At 67.9% G+C, this 23049-nt stretch carries 22 protein-coding genes; 9 read left to right on the top strand and 13 right to left on the bottom strand.

Going from position 1 to position 23049, the window contains the following annotated elements; all coding sequences use genetic code 11:
* The first annotated feature begins 52 nt into the window (after positions 1 to 52).
* The 5 genes from P8934_RS09155 to P8934_RS09135 all read left to right on the top strand — a co-directional run bounded on the left by P8934_RS09155 (position 53) and on the right by P8934_RS09135 (position 4282).
* Positions 53 to 925 (top strand): acetyltransferase, encoded by an 873-nt coding sequence (locus tag P8934_RS09155; protein ID WP_278033909.1) that lies wholly within the window; start codon positions 53 to 55, stop codon positions 923 to 925.
* Complete coding sequence (locus P8934_RS09150) at positions 871 to 1800, top strand: LysM peptidoglycan-binding domain-containing protein (protein WP_278033908.1); 930 nt, start codon at positions 871 to 873, stop codon at positions 1798 to 1800. Before P8934_RS09155 ends, P8934_RS09150 begins: the two co-directional genes overlap by 55 nt.
* Before the next feature lie 138 nt (positions 1801 to 1938).
* A complete protein-coding gene (locus P8934_RS09145) occupies positions 1939 to 3099 on the top strand; it encodes a glycosyltransferase family 1 protein (RefSeq protein ID WP_278033907.1) in 1161 nt (386 codons plus the stop codon).
* Positions 3071 to 3613, top strand: a complete 543-nt coding sequence (locus tag P8934_RS09140; RefSeq protein WP_278033906.1) for a phosphatase PAP2 family protein — start codon at positions 3071 to 3073, stop codon at positions 3611 to 3613. The genes P8934_RS09145 and P8934_RS09140 overlap by 29 nt, the downstream gene beginning before the upstream one ends.
* A 39-nt stretch (positions 3614 to 3652) precedes the next feature.
* Positions 3653 to 4282 (top strand): alpha-ketoglutarate-dependent dioxygenase AlkB, encoded by a 630-nt coding sequence (locus tag P8934_RS09135; RefSeq protein ID WP_278033905.1) that lies wholly within the window; start codon positions 3653 to 3655, stop codon positions 4280 to 4282.
* A gap of 104 nt (positions 4283 to 4386) precedes the next feature.
* On the opposite strand, the gene gcvT is transcribed toward P8934_RS09135, so the two are convergent.
* Both gcvT and P8934_RS09125 read right to left on the bottom strand, forming a co-directional pair.
* The gene (gcvT, locus tag P8934_RS09130) at positions 4387 to 5496 is read right to left on the bottom strand and encodes a glycine cleavage system aminomethyltransferase GcvT (protein ID WP_278033904.1); all 1110 of its coding nucleotides are present in this window, start codon (positions 5494 to 5496) and stop codon (positions 4387 to 4389) included.
* A gap of 74 nt (positions 5497 to 5570) precedes the next feature.
* Positions 5571 to 6920, bottom strand: coding sequence for a sodium:alanine symporter family protein (locus P8934_RS09125; RefSeq protein ID WP_278033903.1), 1350 nt, complete (start codon positions 6918 to 6920; stop codon positions 5571 to 5573).
* A gap of 590 nt (positions 6921 to 7510) precedes the next feature.
* Between P8934_RS09125 and gcvH the strand changes: the two genes are divergently transcribed.
* Both gcvH and gcvP read left to right on the top strand, forming a co-directional pair.
* On the top strand, positions 7511 to 7903 hold the full coding sequence (gene gcvH / locus P8934_RS09120) for a glycine cleavage system protein GcvH (protein WP_133637758.1): 393 nt from the start codon (positions 7511 to 7513) through the stop codon (positions 7901 to 7903).
* Positions 7904 to 8053: 150 nt separating this feature from the next.
* Entirely contained in the window at positions 8054 to 10948 is a 2895-nt protein-coding gene (gene gcvP, locus P8934_RS09115; protein WP_278033902.1) for an aminomethyl-transferring glycine dehydrogenase, read from the top strand.
* 78 nt (positions 10949 to 11026) lie between these two features.
* On the opposite strand, the gene P8934_RS09110 is transcribed toward gcvP, so the two are convergent.
* Positions 11027 to 11944, bottom strand: coding sequence for a LysR family transcriptional regulator (locus P8934_RS09110; protein WP_278033901.1), 918 nt, complete (start codon positions 11942 to 11944; stop codon positions 11027 to 11029).
* Between the two features lie 140 nt (positions 11945 to 12084).
* On the opposite strand from P8934_RS09110, the gene ppnN reads away from it, so the two are divergent.
* Positions 12085 to 13446, top strand: a complete 1362-nt coding sequence (gene ppnN, locus P8934_RS09105) for a nucleotide 5'-monophosphate nucleosidase PpnN (RefSeq protein ID WP_278033900.1) — start codon at positions 12085 to 12087, stop codon at positions 13444 to 13446.
* A gap of 147 nt (positions 13447 to 13593) precedes the next feature.
* On the opposite strand, the gene P8934_RS09100 is transcribed toward ppnN, so the two are convergent.
* Positions 13594 to 13959: a hypothetical protein gene (locus P8934_RS09100; protein WP_278033899.1), complete on the bottom strand. Its 366-nt coding sequence runs from the start codon at positions 13957 to 13959 to the stop codon at positions 13594 to 13596.
* Between the two features lies 1 nt (position 13960).
* Positions 13961 to 14425: a flavodoxin gene (locus P8934_RS09095; RefSeq protein ID WP_278033898.1), complete on the bottom strand. Its 465-nt coding sequence runs from the start codon at positions 14423 to 14425 to the stop codon at positions 13961 to 13963.
* 136 nt (positions 14426 to 14561) lie between these two features.
* Between P8934_RS09095 and P8934_RS09090 the strand changes: the two genes are divergently transcribed.
* Positions 14562 to 14771 (top strand): DUF2788 domain-containing protein, encoded by a 210-nt coding sequence (locus P8934_RS09090; RefSeq protein WP_106230962.1) that lies wholly within the window; start codon positions 14562 to 14564, stop codon positions 14769 to 14771.
* A 71-nt stretch (positions 14772 to 14842) separates the two neighbouring features.
* Here P8934_RS09090 and ihfA read toward each other — a convergent pair whose 3' ends face one another.
* From ihfA to P8934_RS09050, 8 genes are all read right to left on the bottom strand, one after another.
* Entirely contained in the window at positions 14843 to 15145 is a 303-nt protein-coding gene (gene ihfA, locus P8934_RS09085) for an integration host factor subunit alpha (protein WP_106230963.1), read from the bottom strand.
* A 50-nt stretch (positions 15146 to 15195) separates the two neighbouring features.
* A complete protein-coding gene (gene pheT / locus P8934_RS09080; protein ID WP_278033897.1) occupies positions 15196 to 17574 on the bottom strand; it encodes a phenylalanine--tRNA ligase subunit beta in 2379 nt (792 codons plus the stop codon).
* Between the two features lie 40 nt (positions 17575 to 17614).
* Entirely contained in the window at positions 17615 to 18634 is a 1020-nt protein-coding gene (gene pheS, locus P8934_RS09075; protein ID WP_106230965.1) for a phenylalanine--tRNA ligase subunit alpha, read from the bottom strand.
* A gap of 115 nt (positions 18635 to 18749) precedes the next feature.
* Complete coding sequence (rplT, locus tag P8934_RS09070; protein ID WP_013332273.1) at positions 18750 to 19103, bottom strand: 50S ribosomal protein L20; 354 nt, start codon at positions 19101 to 19103, stop codon at positions 18750 to 18752.
* A gap of 37 nt (positions 19104 to 19140) precedes the next feature.
* The gene (rpmI, locus tag P8934_RS09065; RefSeq protein WP_016854829.1) at positions 19141 to 19335 is read right to left on the bottom strand and encodes a 50S ribosomal protein L35; all 195 of its coding nucleotides are present in this window, start codon (positions 19333 to 19335) and stop codon (positions 19141 to 19143) included.
* A gap of 99 nt (positions 19336 to 19434) precedes the next feature.
* Positions 19435 to 19977, bottom strand: a complete 543-nt coding sequence (gene infC, locus P8934_RS09060; protein ID WP_278034017.1) for a translation initiation factor IF-3 — start codon at positions 19975 to 19977, stop codon at positions 19435 to 19437.
* Between the two features lie 34 nt (positions 19978 to 20011).
* The gene (gene thrS / locus P8934_RS09055; RefSeq protein WP_278033896.1) at positions 20012 to 21913 is read right to left on the bottom strand and encodes a threonine--tRNA ligase; all 1902 of its coding nucleotides are present in this window, start codon (positions 21911 to 21913) and stop codon (positions 20012 to 20014) included.
* 235 nt (positions 21914 to 22148) lie between these two features.
* Positions 22149 to 22964, bottom strand: coding sequence for an OmpA family protein (locus P8934_RS09050; RefSeq protein WP_278033895.1), 816 nt, complete (start codon positions 22962 to 22964; stop codon positions 22149 to 22151).
* Between the last annotated feature and the right edge of the window lie 85 nt (positions 22965 to 23049).

Genomic DNA, 23049 nt, shown 5'->3' with positions numbered 1-23049 from the left:
GCGGCCGATCCATTAGCATGGGCGGCTCGTGAATCCGGCCGAGGAGACAGGCATGTCGACCCTCAGGGGGCTCGTCAGCATCCTGCTGCTGACACTCACCACCCTCGCCTGGGGGGTCCCGCTGATCCTGCTCACCCTGGTCAAGCTGGTGACCCCGGGGCGGCGGCTGCGCCGCCGTGTGCTGACGGCCCTCAACCGGGTCGCGCTCAACTGGGTGGGCAGCAACCTCTGGTGGATGCGTCGCTGGCTGAGGCCTCGCCTGGAGATGGCCCTGCCCGAGGGGCTCTCCCGCGACCAGTGGTGGCTGGTGCTATCGAACCATCGCAGCTGGACCGACATCTTCCTGCTGTTCTTCGCCCTGCACCGGCGCATTCCCATGCCCCACTTCTTCGTAAAGCGCCAGCTGATCTGGATCCCGATCGTCGGCCTGGCCTTCTGGGCCATGGAGTTTCCCATGCTGCGACGCCTGACGCGCGAGCAGCGCGAGCGCAACCCCCAGCTGGCGCGCCGCGACCGCGAGGCGACCGAGCGCATGTGCCGCCACGCACGGGAACGCCCCATCGCCATCTACAACTTCGTCGAGGGCACCCGCTTCACCCCCGCCAAGCAGGCCGCCCAGGACGCCCCCTATCGCCACCTGCTGAGACCTCGCGCCGGCGGCATCGCCCAGGTGGTGAGCCTGCTCGGCGACCGCCTTGGCGGCATCCTGGATGTCACCCTGCACTACGAGAACCCCGACCCCAGCTTCTGGGGCTTCCTCTGCGGCCGCGAGGGACGGGTGTGGCTGGAGGCCCGGCGCCTGGCGGTCCCGGCCTGGATGCTCGAGGGCGACTATCACGACGACACGGACTACAAGGAACGCTTCCAGTCATGGCTCAACGCCCTGTGGCAGGACAAGGATCGCCGTCTCGACTCATCGCGCTGACCCTGCTGCTCGGCCTGGCGCTGCTGCTGGCCGGCTGCGCCGGCCGCGGGGGCGAGGGCCGAACGGGTGAAGCGATCGCCGGCGAATGGATCACCATCCAGCGTGGCGACACCCTGGGCGAGATCGCCCGTCGCGCCGAAGTGCCCCTGGTGCGCCTGGAGCGCTTCAACCCCGGGGTCGATGCCCGGCGCCTGGCCGTGGGCCAGCGACTCCTTGTCCCCGGACGCGACGAGCGGGCCCCCTCCGGGGGCCCCTACCGCTACCGGGTACGCCCGGGGGACACCTACAGTGCCATCGCCCGGCGCTTCGGCGGCGACGCCGGCCGGATCCAGGCGGCGAACCCCGGCATCGCGCCCACCAGCCTCAGGGTCGGCCAGCTGATCCAGGTCCCGCTGGGCGGCCGGCAGGCCGCCGCCTCGGGCCGCACCGGCAGCAAGGCATCCGGCAAGCGTCAGGCCGCCCGACCGGCGAGCAAGCGCCTGCCGGATCCTGGCGGCCTGCCCGCCTCCGCCCGGGGCTGGCCCTGGCCGCTGGACGACTACCGGGTCGAGCGCGCCTTCGGTGCCGACGGGCGCGGCACCCTGCAACCCATGCTGCTGGCCACCGGGCGGGGCAGCCGGGCCCGCGTCGTGGCCGACGGCGAGGTCCGCTTCGCCGACAGCATGCGACAGCTCGGCCAGGTGGTGATCGTCCACCATGCCGACAACCTGCAGAGCGTCTATGCCCTCTGCGCGAGGCCACTGGTGGCCAGTGGCGACGCGGTCAAGCGCGGGACCCCGGTGTGCGAGGTCGGGCAGCAGGATGGCAGCCCGCGGCTGCTGTTCGACATGCGCCACGGGGGCAAGCCCATCGACCCGGCCCGGGTACTGCGCTGACGGAGGCGACGCGGCCCGGCACCGACGGCCGGCCTGCCGTCATGTCCTCTTCATCGCCGTGACGCACGGCTGTCATGGCCCACCGGCATCCTCGACGGTGTCAGCCCCCTCCGGGCCTGCCACCGCACGAGGAGCCCCATGCGCATCTGCCTGGTCAGTGAAACCTGGTCCCCCGACATCAACGGCGTCGCCCATACCCTCGGCCAGATCGGCACGGAACTGCGCCGGCGCGGCGTGGCCCTGCAGCTGATCCGTCCCCGGCCGGCAGACAGGGCCGTGCCACGCGCCGAGGGGATGGAGGCCGAGCTCCGAGTCCGCGGGCTGGGCCTGCCCGGCTACCGTCAGGTGCGCATCGGTCTGCCCGCCACGGCGGCCATCCAGCGCCTGTGGCGCCAGCAGCGCCCGACGGCCGTCTACCTGGCCACCCAGGGGCCGCTGGGCTGGTCGGCCCTGCGCGCCGCCGAGCGGCTGGGCATCCCGGTGGTCAGCGGCTGGCACACCAACTTCGACCACTACTGCCGCGACTATGGCCTGCCCTGGCTGGCGCCGCTGGTGCTGCGCCGCCTGCGCCACTTCCACAACCGCACGGCTGCGACCCTGGTACCGACCCGTGCCCAGGCCGAGGCGCTTGCCGGCCGCGGCTTCGCCAACCTGCGGGTCATGGCGCGCGGCATCGACGGCGAACGCTTCTCGCCGGCCCATCGCGACCCGGCCCTGCGTGCCGCCTGGGGCAGCGATGACCATCGTCCGGTGGCGCTTCATGTCGGACGCCTCGCCGCCGAGAAGAACCTCGACCTGCTGCGCGACACCTTCACGGCGATGCTCGCCGCCCGCCCGGATATCACCCTGGTGGTGGTCGGTGACGGCCCGGGGCGAGCCGCACTGGAGCGCGCTCTGCCCGACGCCCACTTCGCCGGTTTCGTCGACAGGGAAAGCCTGGTGCGCCACTACGCCAGTGCCGACCTCTTCGTCTTCCCCTCGATCTCCGAGACCTGGGGCAACGTGGTCCTCGAGGCCATGGCCAGCGGCCTGGCCGTGGTGGCCTTCCGCCATGCCGCCGGCGCCGAGCTGATCGACGACGATCGCAACGGTGTCAGCCTGGCGGTGGGGGACGAGGCCGGCTTCCGGGAAGCCGCCGCGGCCCTCTGCCAACAGCCTGCCCGCTATGCCCGTCTGGGTCGCGCCGCCAGGGAGCGCGCCCTCTCCTATCGCTGGTCGGCAATTGCCGACACCTTCCTCGCCACCCTGGCCCAGCCCCGGGAGACTCACGATGAAGCCGCATCCACCTGCCGTGTTTGAACGCCTCGACCTCATCGAGTGGCAGCTCTGCCGGCGCCTGGCCGGCTTCAACGTCCACCCGCCCTGGCTGGCCCTGCTGCGACTTTCCAGCAAGCTGGGAGACTGGCCACTGTGGGTTGCGCTGATCCTCGCCCAGCCGCTGCTCCACCCCACCAGCGGCGGCCAGCGGATGGCCCAGTACACCGCCACGGCCCTGGTGGCCATCGGCCTCTACCGGGTGCTGAAGACCCGGCTGTGTCGCGAACGCCCCTTCATCACCTTCCGCGGTATCATCCGCTGCAGCGAGCCCGCCCGGGACCGCTACAGCTTTCCCAGCGGCCATACCATGCATGCCGTGCTGTTCTGCGTGATGACCGCCGCCCATGCCCCCTGGCTGCTGCCCTGGCTGGTGCCCGTCGCACTGCTGATTGCCATCTCGCGGGTGGGCCTGGGGCTGCACTACATCAGCGATGTGCTGGCCGGCGCTCTGCTGGGGATGGGCTTTGCCCTGGCCAGCCTGCACCTGGCCGGCTGACGCTGGCCGCCAGGACGGTCGGGATGGCATCCTGGCGTCATGACGTTACCCCCTCGCCTGCCGGGCGAGCGCCTGCTCGACGCGCCGGCCCTGACCCTCCTGCCCGGCCTGCTCGGTGAACCCGCTGCCACCGAGACGCTGGCACGGCTCGACCGCGAACTCGCCTGGCAGCGCCCTACCCTGCGCCTCTACGGACGCGAGCACCCGATCCCGCGCCGCCAGCTCTGGATGGGGGACCGCGACGCCCGTTACCGCTACTCGGGCCGGGACTTCCTGCCCGAGCCCTGGCATCCCGCCGTGGCGGCGCTGCGCGACCGGGTGGTCAGCGCGCTGGCCGACGCCGGCACCCGGGCCCGCTTCAACAGCGTGCTGCTCAACCGCTATGCTGGCGGCGAGGAGCGCATGGGCTGGCACAGCGACGACGAGCCCGAGCTTGGCCCGGCACCGCTGATCGCCGCGGTGAGCCTGGGGAGCGAGCGGCCGCTGCGCTTCCGCTGGAAGGACCGCTCCCATGAGGCCTTCAACGTCTGGCTGCCCCATGACAGCCTGCTGGTGATGGGGGCCGGCGTGCAGGAGAGGCTGCAGCATGCCCTGCTGCCACGCCGGCTCCCCGGGCTGCGCATCAGCCTGACCTTCCGCCTGGTGAACCCGACGTCGTCGCCTGCCTGACACGCCGCAGCCGTCGACGCTTGTCCTTCATGACAGAACGGCCACCCCGGACTGGGATGGCCGCTTATAGGCACTCGAAAGATAACGGTATAAAAAGAGGGGTATCAGCCCCGGTGGTAACCGGGCGTGACGAAGGGCATCCTGGTCACCGTCATCGGCAGGCGCTTGCCGCGCACCTCGGCATACACCGTGGTGCCGACCTCGCTGGCCTCGATGGCCACGTAGCCCATCGCCACCGGCCGGCCGACGCTGGGACCGAAGCCGCCGGAGGTCACGTGGCCAAGCCGGTTGTCCTCGGCATCATAGAGTTCGGCCCCCTCGCGCACCGGGGCGCGGCCCTCGCCGAGCAGGCCCACCCGCTTGCGGCAATGGTCCTTCTCCGCCACCTGGTGCAGGATCAGGTCGGCCCCGGGGAAGCCGCCGGCCCGCTCGCCGCCGCGACGGCGCGGCTTGCCGATGGCCCAGATCAGCCCCGCCTCCACCGGCGTGGTCCCGGTGTCGATATCGTGGCCGTAGAGGCACAGGCCCGCCTCGAGGCGCAGCGAGTCACGGGCGCCCAGGCCGATCGCCTCGACCTCCTCTTCCGCCAGCAACAGGCGCGCCAGGGCCTCTGTCTCCTCGGCGGCCACCGAGATCTCGAAGCCGTCCTCGCCGGTGTAGCCGCTGCGGCTGGCCCAGACCTCGATGCCGCCGATGGTGAAGTGGCCATGCTGCATGAAGACCATCTCGCAGGCCTCGGGGCACAGGCGCTGCATCACCTCGGCAGCCTGGGGTCCCTGCAGCGCCAGCAAGCCGCGGTCGACCACCTCCACCTGGTGGTCGGGCAGGCCGCGGCGCAGGTGGGCGATATCCTGCTCCCGACAGGCGGCGTTGACCACCAGGTAGAGGTGGTCGCCGGCATTGACCACCATCAGGTCGTCCAGGATGCCGCCCTCCTCGGCGGTGAACAACGCATAGCGCTGCATGCCCTCGGCCAGCCCGGCGATGTCGGCCGGCACCAGGGTCTCCAGCGCCTCGGCCGGATTCGGGCCGCGCAGCAGGATCTGCCCCATGTGGGAGACATCGAAGAGCCCGCAGGCACGGCGGGTATGCTCGTGCTCGCGCTTGACCCCCAGCGGGTACTGCACCGGCATGTCGTAGCCGGCGAAGGGCACCATCTTGCCCCCCAGTTCCACGTGCAGGGCGTGCAGGGGGGTATGCTTGAGTTCACTCATGTCGTCATCACTCATGGCTTGGGGGCCAACGCAAGAGAGGTGCCCCGAGGGCACCTCTCTTGCTGGACGCACCCTCAGGATTTGTCGTGGTCCAGCTCCTCGCCCGGCAGGATCTCCTTGCCGTCGAAGTAGTCACGGGCCAGCTTGAAGACCACCGGCGACAGCAGCGCCAGGGCAATCAGGTTGGGGATGGCCATCATGGCGTTGAAGACGCTTGCCAGCACCCAGACAAGATTCAGGTTCGCCATGGCCCCGAGCGGGATCGCGATGATGAACAGCACCCGGTAGAGCATGATCGAGCGGGTACCGAACAGGAACTGAAAGCACTTCTCGCCGTAGAAGGACCAGCCCAAAATCGTGGTAAAGGCAAAGACCGCCAAGGCAAAGGTCACCACATACTCACCGACACCCGGCAGCGCCAGGTCGAAGGAAACCGCCGTCAAGCGTGCACCAGTCTCGCCTCCGCTCCATTCAACGCTGGTAAGAATGACCAGGGCGGTGATGGAGCAGACGATGATGGTGTCGATGAAGGTACCCAGCATGGCGATCAGGCCCTGCCTGATCGGATTCTTGGTCTGCGCCGCGGCGTGGGCGATGGGGGCGCTGCCCAGGCCCGCCTCATTGGAGAAGATACCGCGCGCTACGCCGAACTGGATCGCCATGGCCACCCCGGCACCCGCAAAGCCCCCTGCCGCCGCGATGGGATTGAAGGCATGGTAGAAGATCATGCTGAACGCCGCACCGAGCTGGCTGGCATTGAGGATCAACACCAGGATACCCGCCAGCACATAGGCGATCCCCATGATCGGTACCAACTTGCCCGCCACCTTGGCGATGCGCTTGATGCCGCCGAGGATCACCGCACCGGCCAGTACCATCAGGATCAAGCCCGTCAACCAGTGGGGCATGCCGAGCGACTCGCTCAGCCCTTCGGCCACCGAATTGGACTGTACGGTGTTGCCGATGCCGAAGGCAGCCACGGCGCCGAACAGAGCAAAGGCGCCGCCCAGCCACAGCCATTTCTTGCCCAGGCCGTTCTTGATGTAGAACATCGGACCGCCGACATGGTAACCGGTGCTGTCGGTCTCGCGATAGCGCACCGCCAGCACCGCCTCGGCGAACTTGGTCGCCATGCCCACCAGGGCCGTGATCCACATCCAGAACACCGCCCCCGGGCCACCCAGGAAGATGGCGGTGGCCACGCCGGCGATGTTGCCGGTGCCGATGGTGGCGGAGAGCGCCGTCATCAGGGCATTAAAGGGCGAGATCTCCCCCTCTTCTTCCTTGGTCTTCTTCTCGCCTGGTGCCAGCTTGCGGTCACGCCCCTGCCACATCAGCTTGAAGCCGGTACCCAGCTTGCGGATCGGCATCAACTTCAGACCGGCCTGCAAGTAGATACCGACCCCCAGCAGAAGGACCAGCATGGGAACACCCCATACGAGGCTCTCCACCGAACTCAAGAATGTCATTAATGCTTCCACGAGAGTCTCCCTTATTCACGCTTGTTGTTGTGACCCGCCATGCACTCCGGGTATCGCCTGACCTCGGGAAAGACGAAATGGCATGGACGGGCCAGGCTTCGACGAAAGATCGACAGGACGAACGCCTTCACGATAGCGGATCCTGCCACTGATGCACCAGCCCGATGAACCTGGGGAGACACCTCGGCGGCACCGCTTACCATGACGCCAGCTGTTTCCGATCGGAAACGCGGCAAGCCTACTGTCGACGACGCCATGGAGCAAGGAGATGGTGCCTGGCACCGCCGGACGCCGGGGCGCGGCCAGGATCCCGACCGCCATGCGCCGTGCGGCCCGGCGGCATCCCGGTGCCCACCGCCGGCAGCAGGCCTCCCGCCGGGCCCGGCACTGGACGAACCGGCGCCGGCGAACCAACCTGTGAACGGGTCGAGAAGCGCCAGGCGTCGAAACGGCCCACCGGGAGGACTCGCCAAATGCCGACAATGGCGTTAGCATTCGCGAATCCGAAACCATTTTTCGTATAGGAAATCACGATGAGCTCTATCCCCGCCAACCTGCGCTATGCCGAAAGCCATGAATGGGTCCTCGACAATGGCGACGGCACCGTGACCATCGGCATCACCGACCATGCCCAGGAGGCACTGGGCGACGTGGTCTTCGTCGAGCTTCCCGAGGTGGGCCGTACCCTGGCCGTGGGCGACGAGTTCGGCGTCATCGAATCGGTCAAGGCCGCCTCCGACCTCTATGCGCCGGTGGCCGGCGAGATCCTCGCGGTCAACGAGGCCCTCGAGGACGCCCCCGAGACCGTCAACGAGTCGCCCTACGAGGATGGCTGGATCATGAAGGTGCGCCTCGAGGACGCCAGCGTCCTCGACGACCTGCTCGATGCCGACGCCTACCAGGCCGTCGCCGCCGACGAGGAGTGATCCTCACCCCGGCGCCCCTCGGCACCGGCCAGCCGTGCCAGCCGTGCCGGCCGCCGACGACGGGCGCCCTACCCGGCCTCGTCCCTGACGGGGCCGGCCCGTTTCGATGATTCCCCGGGGCGAGGCCCCATCACGCACACAGGGTGTTCCATGTCTTTCGACAACCGCCGTCTGGCCGATCTGGCCGCTCACGATGCCTTCCTCCAGCGCCACAACGGACCGGCCGGCGCCGACGTGGACGGCATGCTCACCTCCCTCGGCATGGAGAGCCTGCCCTCGCTGATCGAGGCTACCGTCCCCGCCGACATCCAGCTGGGACGTGAGCTGGACCTGGACCCGCCCAAGGGCGAGGCCGAGGCCCTGGACTACCTGCAGCGCCTGGCCCGCCAGAACCGGGTCGTCAAGAGCTACATCGGCCAGGGCTACTACGACACCCACCTGCCGACGGTGATCCAGCGCAACGTGCTGGAGAACCCCGGCTGGTACACCGCCTACACGCCCTACCAGCCGGAGATCTCCCAGGGCCGCCTAGAGGGGCTGCTCAACTTCCAGCAGATGGTCATGGACCTCACCGGCATGGAGCTGGCCAACGCCTCGCTGCTCGACGAGGCGACGGCCGCCGCCGAGGCCATGGCGCTGTGCCGGCGCGCCAACAAGAAGGCGAAAAGCGACACCTTCTTCGTCGCCGAGGACGTCTTCCCCCAGACCCTGGACGTGGTGCGCACCCGCGCCGCCTGGTTCGGCTTCGAGCTGGTGGTGGCCCCGGCCGAGGCGCTCGCCGAGCATGAGGTCTTCGGCGCCCTGCTGCAGTACCCCGGCGACAGCGGCGAGGTCCGCGACCTGGCGCCGCTGATCGAGACCGCCCGCGAGCGCGGCGTGATGACCTGCGTGGTCGCCGACCTCATGGGCCTGGTACTGCTCAAGGAGCCGGGGGCGCTGGGCGCCGACATGGTGGTGGGCTCCTCGCAACGCTTCGGCGTGCCGATGGGCTATGGCGGCCCGCATGCCGCCTTCTTCGCCACTACCGACAAGCTCAAGCGCTCGATCCCCGGCCGCATCATCGGCGTCTCGAAGGACAGCCGCGGCAACACGGCGCTGCGCATGGCCATGCAGACCCGCGAGCAGCACATCCGCCGCGAGAAGGCCACCTCCAACATCTGCACCGCCCAGGCCCTGCTGGCCAACATCGCCGGCTTCTACGCCGTCTACCACGGCGCCGAGGGGCTGCGCACCATCGCCTCGCGGATCCACCGCCTGACCACGATCCTCGCCGAGGGGCTCAAGGCCAAGGGCGTCACCCTGGTCCACGACAGCTGGTTCGACACCCTGCGCCTGACCGGCGTGGACGCCGGCAAGCTCCATGGCCGGGCCATGACCCACGACCTCAACCTGCGCTACTTCGCGGGCGGCGACGTGGGGCTGAGCCTCGACGAGACCACCACCGCCCACGATGTGGACGTGCTGTTCGACGTGCTGCTCGGCGAGGAGCACGGCCTCTCGGTGCGCGAACTCGACGACCGGGTGCTGGCCGAGGGACTCACCGGCATCCCGGCGGCCTGCCGGCGCGAGTCGGACTTCCTGACCCACCCGACCTTCCGCCGCTACCACAGCGAGACGGAGATGCTGCGCTATCTCAAGCGCCTGGAGAACAAGGATCTGTCGCTGGCCCACGCCATGATCCCGCTGGGCTCCTGCACCATGAAGCTCAACGCCACCAGCGAGATGATCCCCATCACCTGGCCGGAGTTCGCGCGCATCCACCCCTTCGCTCCCCGCGACCAGGTGGCCGGCTACCGGCAGATGATCGACGAACTGGCCGCCTTCCTGGTGGAAGTCACCGGCTACGACCACATCTCCATGCAGCCCAACTCCGGGGCCCAGGGCGAGTACGCCGGCCTGGTGGCGATCCGCCGCTACCAGGCCGCCGAGGGCGAGGGGCACCGCGACGTCTGCCTGATCCCGAGCTCGGCCCACGGCACCAACCCGGCCTCTGCCGCCATGGCGCGGATGAAGGTGGTGGTGGTGGAGTGCGACGGCGACGGCAACATCGACATCGAGGACCTGCGCGCCAAGGCCGAGCAGCACAGCGACGCCCTCTCGGCGATCATGATCACCTACCCCTCCACCCACGGGGTCTTCGAGGAGAGCGTGCGCGAGGTGTGCGACATCGTGCATGGGCACGGCGGCCAGGTGTACATCGACGGTGCCAACATGAACGCCCAGGTGGGCCTGACCCGCCCCGGCGACTTCGGCGGCGACGTCAGCCACCTCAACCTGCACAAGACCTTCTGCATCCCCCACGGCGGTGGCGGCCCGGGCATGGGGCCGATCGGGGTCAAGGCCCACCTGGCACCCTTCGTCTCCAACCACGTGGTGACGCCGCTGGAGGGGGTCGAGGCAAGCTGCGGCGCGGTCTCGGCGGCGCCCTTCGGCAGCGCCTCGATCCTGCCGATCTCCTGGGCCTACATCAAGATGATGGGCGCCCGCGGCCTGCGCGAGGCCACCGAGCTCGCGATCCTCAACGCCAACTACGTCGCGTCGCGCCTCGAGCGCCACTACCCGGTGCTCTACAAGGGCCGCAACGGCACCGTGGCGCACGAGTGCATCATCGACATCCGCCCGCTCAAGGCCGAGTCGGGCATCAGCGAGGAGGATATCGCCAAGCGCCTGATGGACTACGGCTTCCACGCCCCGACCATGTCCTTCCCGGTGCCCGGCACGCTGATGATCGAGCCCACCGAGTCGGAGTCGCGCTACGAGATCGATCGCTTCTGCGACGCCATGATCAGAATCCGCGAGGAGATCGACGCCGTGCAACGCGGTGACTGGCCCGCGGACGACAACCCCCTGGTCAATGCCCCGCACACCATGGCCGACCTGATGGACGCCGCCTGGGAACGCCCCTACTCCCGCGAGCTCGGCGCCTTCCCTTCGAAGGCGGTCAAGGCCGCCAAGTACTGGCCGGCGGTCAACCGTGTCGACAACGTCTTCGGCGACCGGCAGCTGATCTGCTCCTGCCCGAGCATCGACGAGTATCGTGACTGAACGACGCGACTGACGACGCCCATCGCCCGCGCGCCCCGCGGCAAGAGACAGGCCCCGCCATGGCGGGGCCTGCTGCCGTCAGGCCTCGTGGCGCTCCGGCCCCTCGCCGAAACCGAAGCGCTCGTGACGGCGCTGCTCGCGATAGCCCTCGAGCAGTCGCACGTAGCGCCGCGGCATCTGCTCGCCGGCACGCATGACCAGGTGCAGGGTCTCGTGGACCGGCTGAGGCAGGGAGAGCTCCTTGACCTGGCGCTGCCAGGGGGAGGTCTCCAGTACCACGCGCGAGACCACGGTGAACCCCAGCCCGCGCGCCACGGCATCCAGCACCATGCTCACCTCGTTGGTGAAGCCCTGGCGCGGGAAGTGGCTCATGGAGCGGAAGTCGGGAAAGTTGGCCCTCAGCAGGGCCCCGGCGTGGTCCTCCCCGCCCGAGTAGTTGATGAAGCCGATCCCCATCAGGTCGGCCAGGCCGTTGCCGGCGAAGTCCGCCGGCACCACCAGGCAGAGTGGCTCCTGGTGCCATGGCTCGCAGTCGAGGTCAGGATGGCGCACGGCCTCGGTGATGATCCCCAGGTCATGACGGCCACCCAGCACGTCGGCGACGATCTCGCCATTGAAGGCAAAGCTGTAGCTCACCGTGAGACCCGGCTGCATCTGCTGCTGGCCGAGGATGAAGGGATAGAGCATCAGGCCGACACTGCCCGGCGAGGCGAGGCGGCACTCGCCGCTGTCCAGGCTCTCGTCGTCCAGGGAGTGGCGGAACTGCTCATGCTCGGCGAACAGCTTGAGCGCGTAGTCGTAGGCACGCCGCCCGCTCTCCGTGAGCACGAAGCGCCGCCCCTGGCGATCCAGCAGCGGCTTGCCGAGGTACTCCTCGAGCTTGCGCACGTGCTGACTGACCCCGGGCTGGGTCATCTCCAGGCGGCGGGCAGTGCGCGTGAAGCTGCCGGTCTCGACCAGGGTGATGAAGGTGCGGAAATAGCGGGCGTTGAACATGGGCATCACGTCGCGGACAGTGGCCTGGCAGCCCGGATTCTACCAGCTTGCCGTCAGGCCCGCAGCGCTGCCCGCCCGTGGCGCGGCGTGGTAGCATCGCAGGACGAGCAATGCCGCCACGACGACAGGGAACGCCAAGCATGCCCGACACCATTTCCACCACCATCTCGCCGGAAGGCAGCCTCGAGATCCTCTCCCAGCAGGAGGTCGAGCGCCTCCACGACACCTCCCGGAGCGGCCTGCATGAGCTGCTGCGCAACTGCTCGCTGGCGGTACTCAACTGCGGCAACCCGACCGATGATGGTCTGGCCCTGCTGGAAACCTATCGGGACTTCGACATCGAAGTGCTGCAGCAGGACCGCGGGGTGCGCCTCAAGATCACCAATGCCCCGGCCGAGGCCTTCGTCGACGGCAAGATGATCCGCGGCATCCGCGAGCACCTCTCCGCGGTGCTACGCGACATCGTCTACGTCTACAACGAGATCCAGACCCGCCATCGCTTCGACCTGCGGACCGCCGAGGGCACCACCAACGCGGTCTTCCATATCCTGCGCAAGGCCGGGACCCTCAAGCCGGGACGCGACCCCAGCCTGGTCGTCTGCTGGGGCGGCCACTCGATCTCCCGCGAGGAGTACGACTACACCAAGTCGGTCGGCTACCACCTGGGGCTTCGCGAGCTGGACATCTGCACCGGATGCGGGCCCGGTGCCATGAAGGGGCCCATGAAGGGCGCCAACGTGGCCCATGCCAAGCAGCGCCGCACCCAGGGACGCTACCTGGGGGTCTCGGAGCCCGGCATCATCGCCGCCGAGGCACCCAACCCCATCGTCAACGAGCTGGTGGTGATGCCCGACATCGAGAAGCGCCTCGAGGCGTTCGTGCGGCTGGGACACGGCATCATCGTCTTCCCGGGGGGCGTGGGCACCGCCGAGGAGATCCTCTACCTGCTGGGGATCCTGCTGCACCCGGACAATGCCGACATGGAGCTGCCGGTGATTCTCACCGGGCCCGCCGATTCTGCCGACTACTTCAGGCGCATCGACGAGTTCCTGGTCTACACCCTGGGCGAGGAGGTACGCCGCCTCTATCGCATCGTCGTCGACGACGCCGTCGAGGTCGCCCGCACCATGCGCAAGAACATCGACGCGGTGACCGAGTACCGCCGCAACCGCCAGGACGCCTTCTACTACAACTGGCGCCTGACCGTGGCCCGGGACTTCCAGGAGCCCTTCGAGCCCACCCACGAGGCCATGGCCGGCCTGGCGCTCCACCGCGACCAGCCGGTCCACGAGCTGGCCGCCAACCTGCGCCGCGCCTTCTCGGGCATCGTCGCCGGCAACGTCAAGGAGAAAGGCATCCGCGCGATCGAGGCCCATGGCCCCTTCCGGCTGCATGCCGAACCGGAGCTGATGGCGCGCCTCGACGAGCTGCTGGCCTCCTTCGTCGATCAGGGCCGCATGAAGCTCGCCGGGGACTATGTGCCCTGCTATACGCTGGGCTAGGGGCAAGGGGCAAGGGGCAAGGGGCAAGGGGCAAGGGGCAAGGGGCAAGGGGCAAGCACCGTGCGCCCACACTCTGACAGACTACAAGAGTGTCTTTGTAAGATTTCCTTGTGACTTGCTCCTTGAACCTTGTAGCTGGGGCCGAGCTCAGCGAGGCACCCTGATCCACAGCCATAGGGCATGCAGCAGCAGTCCCAGGGTGGCGCCGTGGGAGACCAGCAGCTCCCAGCCGAAGAAGTCGCTGGTCAGGGCGTGCCAGGCCGCCATCACGACCAGGCCCGCGCCCAGGCAGAGGCCCAGGCGACGCAGCAGGGCGGGAAGGCGCGAGCGCGCCTCGCCCGGGAGCTGCCGCCACTGCATCACGGCCACCACGCCCACCACCGCCAGCGCCATCAGCATCAGCGACAGTTGCGTCTCGTGCCCCCCCACCTGGTAGCGCGGCAGGGTCGCCAGCATCAGCACCCCGAGCCCCAGCAGCAGGCTGAGACGCTCCGGTGTCGGCGTCGCGCCCACCTCAGGCCACCTTCAGCTGCTGGTTATCGATCCACTGCTCGACCCAGGGCAGGGCCTCGTCATCCGCCATGAAGGTCTCCATGGCATCCACCTCGAGGCGCTCGCCGAGGCGCTGGGCCCCCTGCCCCTCGAGCAGCGCATCGAGATGGCGTCCGGCACCGCAGAAGGTGTCGCCATAGGAGCTGTCGCCCAGGGCGATAAGGCCGTAGCGCAGACCACCAAGGCCGGGACTCTGCTCCTCGAGGTCGCGGGCGAAGGGCACGATGTTGCCGGGCAGGTCGCCGCTGCCGGTGGTGGAAACGCAGAACAGCGCCAGGTCGGTGGGCGAGCCGATGAGGTCGTCGAGGGTCGGCTGGTCGAAGATGGCTACCTCGTAGCCGGCCTCCTCGAACAGCGGCTTGACCTGCTCGGCGACGTCCAGGGCCCCGCCGTACATGGTACCTACGAAGATCTTGAGCATGGGCATGTCATGGATTTACCTGAGAATTTCGGTCGGATATTAACATGGGGGTGCGGCATGGGGCCACGCCCTGGCGCCTGCAGTGCCGCCAGAGCCCGAGTACAATGGTCGGACTTTCCCCTGAGGCGTGCACGGAGGCATCATGCAGCAGACCTTCGAGACCTGGATCACCCCGATCATGATCGGCGGGCTAATCCTCTTCATGTGCTTCATCATCTGGGACCTGGCGAAGAAGTCCCAGGCCGGCCGCTTTGGCACCATCATGCTCTTCGTGGTGCTGGGTGCCGGGATGCTGGGCTATGTTCTGAAGGTGGTCATCACCTGGATGCTTGAGAGCGGCAACGGCGTGTGACGACATGCCGAGCAACCATCCACGAAAAACGCCACTCCTGGGAGTGGCGTTCTTCATGGTCGCCAAGGAGATCAGTGAGCCTCGCCGCGGTACCCCTCGACCTGGCTCTTGAGCTTCTGGCCGGGCCGGAAGGTGACCACCCGCCGCGCCGAGATCGGGATCTCCTCGCCGGTCTTGGGGTTGCGACCAGGTCGTTCACGCTTGTCGCGCAGGTCGAAGTTGCCGAACCCCGAGAGCTTGACCTGCTCGTTCTCGCGCAGGCAGCCGCGTATCTCCTCGAAGAACGCCTCCACCATGGACTTGGCCTCGCGCTTGGAGAGGCCAAGCTCGGCGTGCAGATGTTCGGCCAGTTCCGCCTTGGTCAACGCACCCATCTTGTCGTCCTCGTGGCGCTGGTCGTGCCGATCGACGAGACACCCGGGCCTCAAGCGCGCAGCTCAGCCCCCAGATGCTGACGGGACTCCGCGACGATGGCATCAACCAACTGATTGATTTCCTCGTCATTAAGCGTGCGCGATGGATGCTGCCAGGTCAAGCCCAGGGCCACGCTCTTGAGGCCGTCCGGCACCCCCTTGCCCTGGTAGACATCGAACAGGTGAGACTCCACCAGCCACTCGCCGGCCTGGGCCCGGATGGTGTCGAGCAGCGACTGCACCGGCAGCCCCTCCTCGACCAGGAAGGCCAGGTCGCGGCGCACCTCGGGATGGCGCGAGAGCGGCGTGAAGGCCGGCACCCGCCCCTGGGTCAGTGCATCGAGGCGCACCTCGAAGAGCAGCGCATCGACCTTGAGGCCGAGCCTGGCGCGCACCGCCGGATGCAGGGTACCGATCCAGCCGGCCTCCTCGCCGCGATGCAGGACGCGTGCGCACTGGCCGGGATGCAGGGCCGGGTGCTCACCGGGCTCGAAGCGCCAGGCCTGGGGCTCGCCGAGGGCCAGCAGGCTTTCGAGGTCCCCCTTGAGGTCGAAGAAGTCGACCGGTTCCCTGCCGCCGGTCCAGCCCTCCGGCTCGCGCGGCCCGCAGACCAGCGCCCCGAGCATCGGGGTCTGGTGCAGATGGTCGAGCTCGCCGCGGAACACGAGGCCGGTCTCGAACAGCCGCACCCGGTCCTGCTGGCGATTGAGGTTGTGCTGCAGGGCCCGCACCAGCCCGGGAAAGAGGCTCGCGCGCATCACCGAGAGGTCGCTGGAGATGGGGTTGGCCAGCGCCGGCGAGACCGCCTCGGGATGCAGCGCCTGCTGCAGCTCGGGGGCGACGAAGCTGTAGGTCACCGCCTCCTGGTAGCCGCGTGCAACCATCTGGCGGCGCAGCCGTGCCAGCGGCGTGTGCGCCTCGTGGGCCGGGCGCAGGGCCAGACGGACCTGGGGACGGCGCACCGGCAGGCGATTGTAGCCGTGGATGCGCGCCACCTCCTCGATCAGGTCCTCCTCGATGGCGATGTCGAAGCGCCAGCTCGGGACCTGCACGGTCCAGTCCTGCTCGCTGACCGTCACCCCCAGGCCGAGGCGCTCGAGGATCTCGGTCACCTCGTCACGCGGCAGCGACTTGCCCAGCGCCTGCTCCAGTCGCGCGGCACGCAGGGTCGCCTGGCGGCCGTCAGGCAGGTGTGCCTCGCTTGCGACCTCCACCAGGGGCCCCGGCTCGCCGCCGGTGATCGCCAGCAGCAGGGCGGTAGCCCGCTCGGCGGCCTCACGGGGCAGGCTCGGGTCGACACCGCGCTCGAAGCGGTGCGAGGCGTCGGTGTGCAGGCCATAGGCGCGCGCCTGGCCGGCAACCGCCAGCGGCGAGAAGAAGGCGGCCTCGAGGAAGATGTCGCGGGTCTCGGGGCTCACGCCGGAGTGCTCGCCGCCCATCACGCCGGCGATCGCCAGCGGGCCACGCTCGTCGGCGATGACCAGCGTGGAGCCCTCCAGGGTGATCGCCTGGCCGTCGAGCAGCACCAGCTGCTCACCTTCCCGAGCCAGCCGCACGACCACGCTGCCGTGCAGGTTGGCGCGGTCGAAGGCATGCAGGGGCTGGCCGAGCTCGAGCATCACGTAGTTGGTGACATCCACCACCGGGTCGATGGCGCGGATGCCGCTGCGGCGCAGCCGCTCGACCATCCACAGCGGGGTCTCGGCGGTGACGTCGACGCCCTTGATGAGGCGACCGATGTAGCGCGGGCAGCGCTCGGCATCCTCGACGCGTACCGGGAAGGTCTCATCGAGGCTGGGCGCCACAGGGGCGAGCTCGGGGCCCGAGACGGCCAGCCGGTTGAGCACCCCGACCTCGCGAGCCAGCCCCTTGAGGCTCAGGCAGTCCCCGCGGTTCGGCGTGAGATCCACCTCGATGGTGTGGTCGTCGAGGCCCATGAAGTCACGGAAGCCCTCGCCTACCGGCGCGCCGGGCGGCAGCACGAGGATGCCCGCGGAGGCTTCCTCCTCGAGGCCCAGCTCGGAGGCCGAGCAGATCATGCCGCGGGACTCGACGCCGCGAAGCTTGGCCTGCTTGATCGTGAAGTCACCGGGCAGCACCGCCCCGACCCGGGCGAAGGGGACCTTCTGCCCCAGGGCCACATTGGGTGCCCCACAGACCACCTGGACGGGCTCGCCGCTGCCGTCATCGACCCGGCAGACGTTGAGCTTGTCGGCATCGGGATGCGGCTCCTTGCCGACCAGTTCCGCCACCACGACCTCGCTGAAGGGGGCGGCCACCGGTTCCACGGCATCGACCTCCAGGCCGGCCATGGTGATCTGGTCGGCCAGCGCCTGGGTGGAGAGCGCTGGCGAGACCCAGTCACGCAGCCACTGTTCGGAAAATTTCATGTCAGATCCTATCGCTGTGTTCTGCTTGTCCGGGGGTCGATCAGGCGAACTGGCGCAGGAAGCGCAGGTCGTTGTCGAAGAACAGCCGCAGGTCATTGACGCCGTAGCGCAGCATGGCCAGCCGCTCGGCGCCCATGCCGAAGGCGAAGCCGGTATAGCGCTCGGCGTCGATGCCGGAGTGGCGGAACACCTCGGGATGCACCATCCCGCAGCCCATCACCTCCAGCCAGCCACTGTGGGAACAGACCCGGCAGCCCTCGCCACCACACATCACGCACTGGATGTCGACCTCCGCCGAGGGCTCGGTGAAGGGGAAGTAGGAGGGCCGGAAGCGCACCGAGAGGTCATCACGCTCGAAGAAGGCGTGCAGGAAGTCCTGGATGGTGCCCTTGAGGTCGGCGAAGCTGACGTCCTCGTCGACCAGCAACCCCTCGACCTGGTGGAACATGGGGGTATGGGTCAGGTCGGAATCGCTGCGGTAGACGCGGCCGGGACAGACGATGCGGATCGGTGGCTCGGCCTCCTTCATGGTCCGCACCTGTACCGGCGAAGTATGGGTCCTCAGCAGTCGGGTGGCATCGAAGTAGAAGGTATCGGCCATGCCCCGTGCCGGGTGGTGCGCGGGGATATTGAGGGCCTCGAAGTTGTGGTAGTCGTCCTCGATCTCAGGACCGACCGCCACGTCATAGCCGATGCGGGTGAAAAGCCCCTCGATGCGCTCCAGGGTCAGGGTCACCGGATGCAGGCCCCCGCTGGGCTGGCCTCGCCCCGGCAGGGTCACGTCGAGCCGCTCGGCGGCCAGGCGCGCCTCGAGGGCCGCCTTCTCCAGGGCCTGACGCCGCTCGTCCAGTTCCTTGCCCAGGGCCTGCTTGGCCTGGTTGATGCGCTCGCCCGCGGCCGGGCGCTCCTCGGCAGGCAGCTTGCCGAGCCCCTTGAGCAGCGCGGTGATCTCGCCCTTCTTGCCGAGATAGCGGACGCGCAGCTCGTCCAGCGCGGCCAGGCTGTCGGCGGCGTGGATGGCGTCGCGGGCCTCGGCAACCAAAGTGGGAAGGTGGTCCATCCGTTGAGCTCCGAAGTCTTTCAAAAAAACAGGGGAAGAGCGGCTGCTCTTCCCCTGCGACGATCATGGTCCGGCGTCACGGCATATGCCGCGGCCGGCCAAGGGTCGACGTCCCTTACTGGGCAGCCTTGGCCTTCTCGACGATGGCGGCAAAGGCAGCCTTCTCGTTGACGGCCAGATCGGCCAGCACCTTGCGGTCAATCTCGATACCGGCCTTCTTCAGGCCACCGACGAAGCGGCTGTAGGACAGGCCGTGCTGACGGGCACCGGCGTTGATGCGCTGGATCCACAGGGCGCGGAACTGGCGCTTGCGCTGGCGGCGGTCACGGTAGGCGTACTGGCCGGCCTTGATGACAGCCTGCTTGGCCACGCGGAAGACGCGTGAACGGGCACCATAGTAGCCCTTGGCCTGCTTGAGGATCTTCTTGTGACGGCGACGTGCAACGACGCCACGCTTGACGCGAGTCATGGCTTACTCCTGACGGTAGAGGGTTGCGACCAAGGGGTTACAGGTTCGGCAGCATGCGCTGCACGAGCTGCTTGTCGGCGTCGTGGATCTGCTTCATCCCACGCAGCTGACGCTTCCGCTTGGTGGACTTCTTGGTCAGGATGTGGCTGCGAAACGACTGCTTGTGCTTGAAGCCGTTGGCCGTCTTCTTGAAGCGCTTGGCAGCGCCGCTGTTGCTCTTGATTTTCGGCATGAGGTTAACTCCGCTCGAGGTTTCTTCAGAAAATCCGTGGCCGACGGAAGGGCCTTGCGCCTTCCGCCCGTTGGACTGGCCGTCGGATCACTTCTTCTCTTACTGCTTCTTCTTGGGGGCAATGATCATGATCATCTGGCGCCCTTCCATCTTGGGGAAGGACTCCACGGTCCCGATCTCCTCGAGATCGGCGGCGATCCGCTCCATCAGCTTGCGGCCGATGTCCTGGTGCGCCATTTCGCGACCGCGGAAGCGCAGCGTGACCTTGCCCTTGTCGCCACCTTCGAGGAAGCGGATCAGGTTCTTCATCTTGACCTGATAGTCCCCCTCGTCGGTGCCAGGCCGGAACTTGACTTCCTTGACCTGAATCTGCTTCGTCTTCTTCTTCTGAGCAGCCTTCTGCTTCTTCTGCTCGAAGACGAACTTGCCGTAGTCCATGATCTTGCAGACGATGGGGTCGGCATTGGAAATCTGCACGAGGTCCATACCGGCCGCTTCGGCTCGCTCCAGCGCCTCGCTGGTGGGCACGATGCCCAGCTGCTCGCCGTCGCTGTCGATCAGGCGAACCTGATCCTCGGTAATCCGCTCGTTCATGGGGGGGCGCTTGTCTTGAACACGCCCTCTTGGGTTGCTTCGCTTGATGGTTCCGTCTCCACTTCAGCTTGGGAAGATGTCGCTATTGCCGCTCGGCCCGAACACGGTCGATGAAGGCATCCACCCCCATCGTACCAAGGTTCTCGCCACTGCGCGTACGCACGGCCACCGAGTCGGACTCGACTTCCTTATCTCCCACCACCAGGAGATAGGGGACCTTCTGCAACGTATGCTCGCGGATTTTAAAGCCGATCTTCTCGTTCCTCAAGTCCGACTTGACGCGCAGGCCGACTTTCTGCAGTCGCTCCATCACCGACATGGCATGGTCGCGCTGCGCATCGGTGATGGTCATGACCACCACCTGCTGGGGTGCCAGCCACAGCGGCATGGCGCCGGCATAGTGCTCGATGAGGATGCCGAGGAAGCGCTCGAAGGAGCCGAGGATCGCCCGATGCAGCATCACCGGGGTCTTGCGGACACCGTCCTCGTCGACGAACTGTGCCCCCAGCCGGCCCGGCAGGTTGAAGTCGAGCTGCAGGGTGCCGCACTGCCAGACCCGGTTGAGGCAGTCGCGCAGCGAGAACTCGATCTTGGGCCCGTAGAAGGCACCCTCGCCCGGCTGCAGCTCCCAGTCGAGACCGGTAGCGTCGAGCGCGGCCTCGAGACCGGCTTCGGCGCGGTCCCAGAGCTCCGGCTCCCCCAGGAAGTCGTCGTCGGGTCGGGTGGAGAGCTTGAGCTCCACGTCATCGAAGCCCAGCTCCCGATAGACCTTCATGGTCAGGGCAATGAAGGCCTCGGCCTCGGACTGGATCTGCCCCTCGGTGCAGAAGATATGCGCATCGTCCTGGGTGAAACCACGCACCCGCATCAGGCCGTGCAGCGCACCGGAGGGCTCGTTGCGGTGGCAGCTGCCGAACTCGGCCAGGCGCAGTGGCAGGTCACGGTAGCTCTTCAGCCCCTGGTTGAACACCTGGACATGGCAGGGGCAGTTCATCGGCTTGACCGCGTAGTCGCGCTTCTCCGACTCGGTGGTGAACATCATGTCACTGTAGTGCCCCCAGTGACCGGAGGCCTTCCACAGCGAGAGATCGACGATCTGCGGCGTCTTGATCTCCTGGTAGCCATTCTCGACCTGGACCCGGCGCATGTACTGCTCCAGGGCCTGGTAGATGGTCCAGCCGTTGGGGTGCCAGAAGACCATGCCCGGCGCCTCTTCCTGGAGGTGAAAGAGGTCCATCCGCTTCGCCAGCTTGCGGTGGTCGCGCTTCTCGGCCTCCTCGAGCCGCTTCAAGTAGGCCTTGAGCTGCTTCTTGTCGGGCCAGGCCGTGCCGTAGATCCGCGTCAGCATGGGGTTCTCGGCGTTGCCGCGCCAGTAGGCACCGGCCAGCTTGGTCAGCTTGAACGCCTTCAGGTGCCGGGTATTGGGCACATGCGGCCCCCGACACATGTCCACGTACTCCTCGTGATGGTAGAGCCGGATGGTCTCTCCCTCGGGGATCCCGCGCACGATCTCCTGCTTGTAGGGCTCCTCGCGATGCAGGAAGGTCAGCATCGCCTGGTCACGGTCGACGTACTCGCGCACCACGTCGTACTCGTGGTCGATCAGCGCCTTCATGCGGGCCTCGATCGCCTCGAGGTCATCGGGGGTCACCGAACGCCCGAAGTCGACGTCATAGTAGAAGCCGTCCTCGATCACCGGGCCGATGGCCATCCTGGCCTCGGGATAGAGCTGCTTGACGGCGTGGCCGATCAGGTGGGCGCAGGAGTGCCGGATGACCTCCAGGCCCTCCGGGTCGCGGGCGGTGAGGATCGCCACCTCGGCGTCACGGTCGATGACATCGGCGGCATCCACCTGGACACCGTCGATCTTGCCGGCCACGCAGGCCTTGGCGAGGCCGGGGCCGATGCTCTCGGCCAGCTGCATCACGGTGAGGGGGGCGTCGAAGGATCTCTGGCTGCCGTCGGGCAGGGTCACGATGGGCATGAAGGGTTCCTTGTGCGCAGTGGTGATCCATACCAGGGATCACGTGTCGCCAGCAGAATGGTCGTGGAAAAAACGACGCCTAGCCTAGCAGAAGCGCCCCCTGCGGCGCCATGGGGGCGCAGGGGGCGCAGGGGGCGCAACACGAGAGAAGGCGCCCGGAAGGCGCCTTCTCTCTTTCTCTTTCTGCCGTCAGCCCCGGGACGCGCCCGGGGCCATGGGCCGGGTCAGGGCAGGATCACTCCCACTCGCCCAGCTCCACGCGACGGTTCTCGGCACGGCCCGCATCGGTGTCGTTGGTGGCAACCGGCTGGGACTCGCCGTAACCGATGGTGCGCATGCGATCACTCGAGACACCCTGGCTGGCCAGGTAGTCGGCGACAGAATCGGCACGACGCTGGGACAGGTCCTGGTTGTAGGCATCGCTGCCCACGGAGTCGGTGTGACCCTCGATGCGCACGCGAACGTTCTCGTTGGCCCGCAGTTTCTCGGCCACGCCGTCGAGGATCTGCTCGGCGCCCATGGTCAGAGTCGCGGAGTCGAACTCGAAGTTGACGTCACGCAGCACCAGGTCCTCCTCGCAGCCCAGGGCATTGACCTCGGCACCGGCCGGGGTTCCCGGGCACTGGTCCTGGTAGTCCGGCACGCCATCGTTGTCGGAGTCCAGCGGACAGCCCACGGCATCCACGGCCACGCCGGCCGGGGTTCCCGGGCACTCGTCATTGGCATCGATGACGCCGTCACCGTCGGTATCGCGCGGCGCCGGCTCGACCGGTGCCGGCGAGGTATCGGCACACAGCATGGCACCGATGGTGGCACCCGCAGTGGCGCCGATGGCCGCCCCCTGGTCCTCATCGGACTCGCCACTGGTGCCGTAGCCGATGCCGCCGCCGATCAGGCCGCCGGCCAGGCCGCAGACGGTCGGGTGCTGGTACCAGGCGCGATCGGATGAGGCAGAGGCGCCATCACCGGATTGGGAAGCGGAGCTGGCACAGCCGGACAGGCCGACCACCAGCGCGGAACCGAGCAACAAGCCAGTCGTGGATTTTTTCATGTAAGACTCCTTCTTCTTGACGTCATCCCGGGTGGCAGGCAAATGCCGATATCACCCGGGGTTCCGAGGAATGACCCTAGGGAAG

The sequence above is a fragment of the Halomonas sp. CKK8 genome (genome assembly GCF_029625235.1).
GTDB classification, from domain to species: Bacteria; Pseudomonadota; Gammaproteobacteria; order Pseudomonadales; family Halomonadaceae; genus Halomonas; species Halomonas ventosae.
This window is presented reverse-complemented; position numbering and strand designations above follow the sequence as displayed.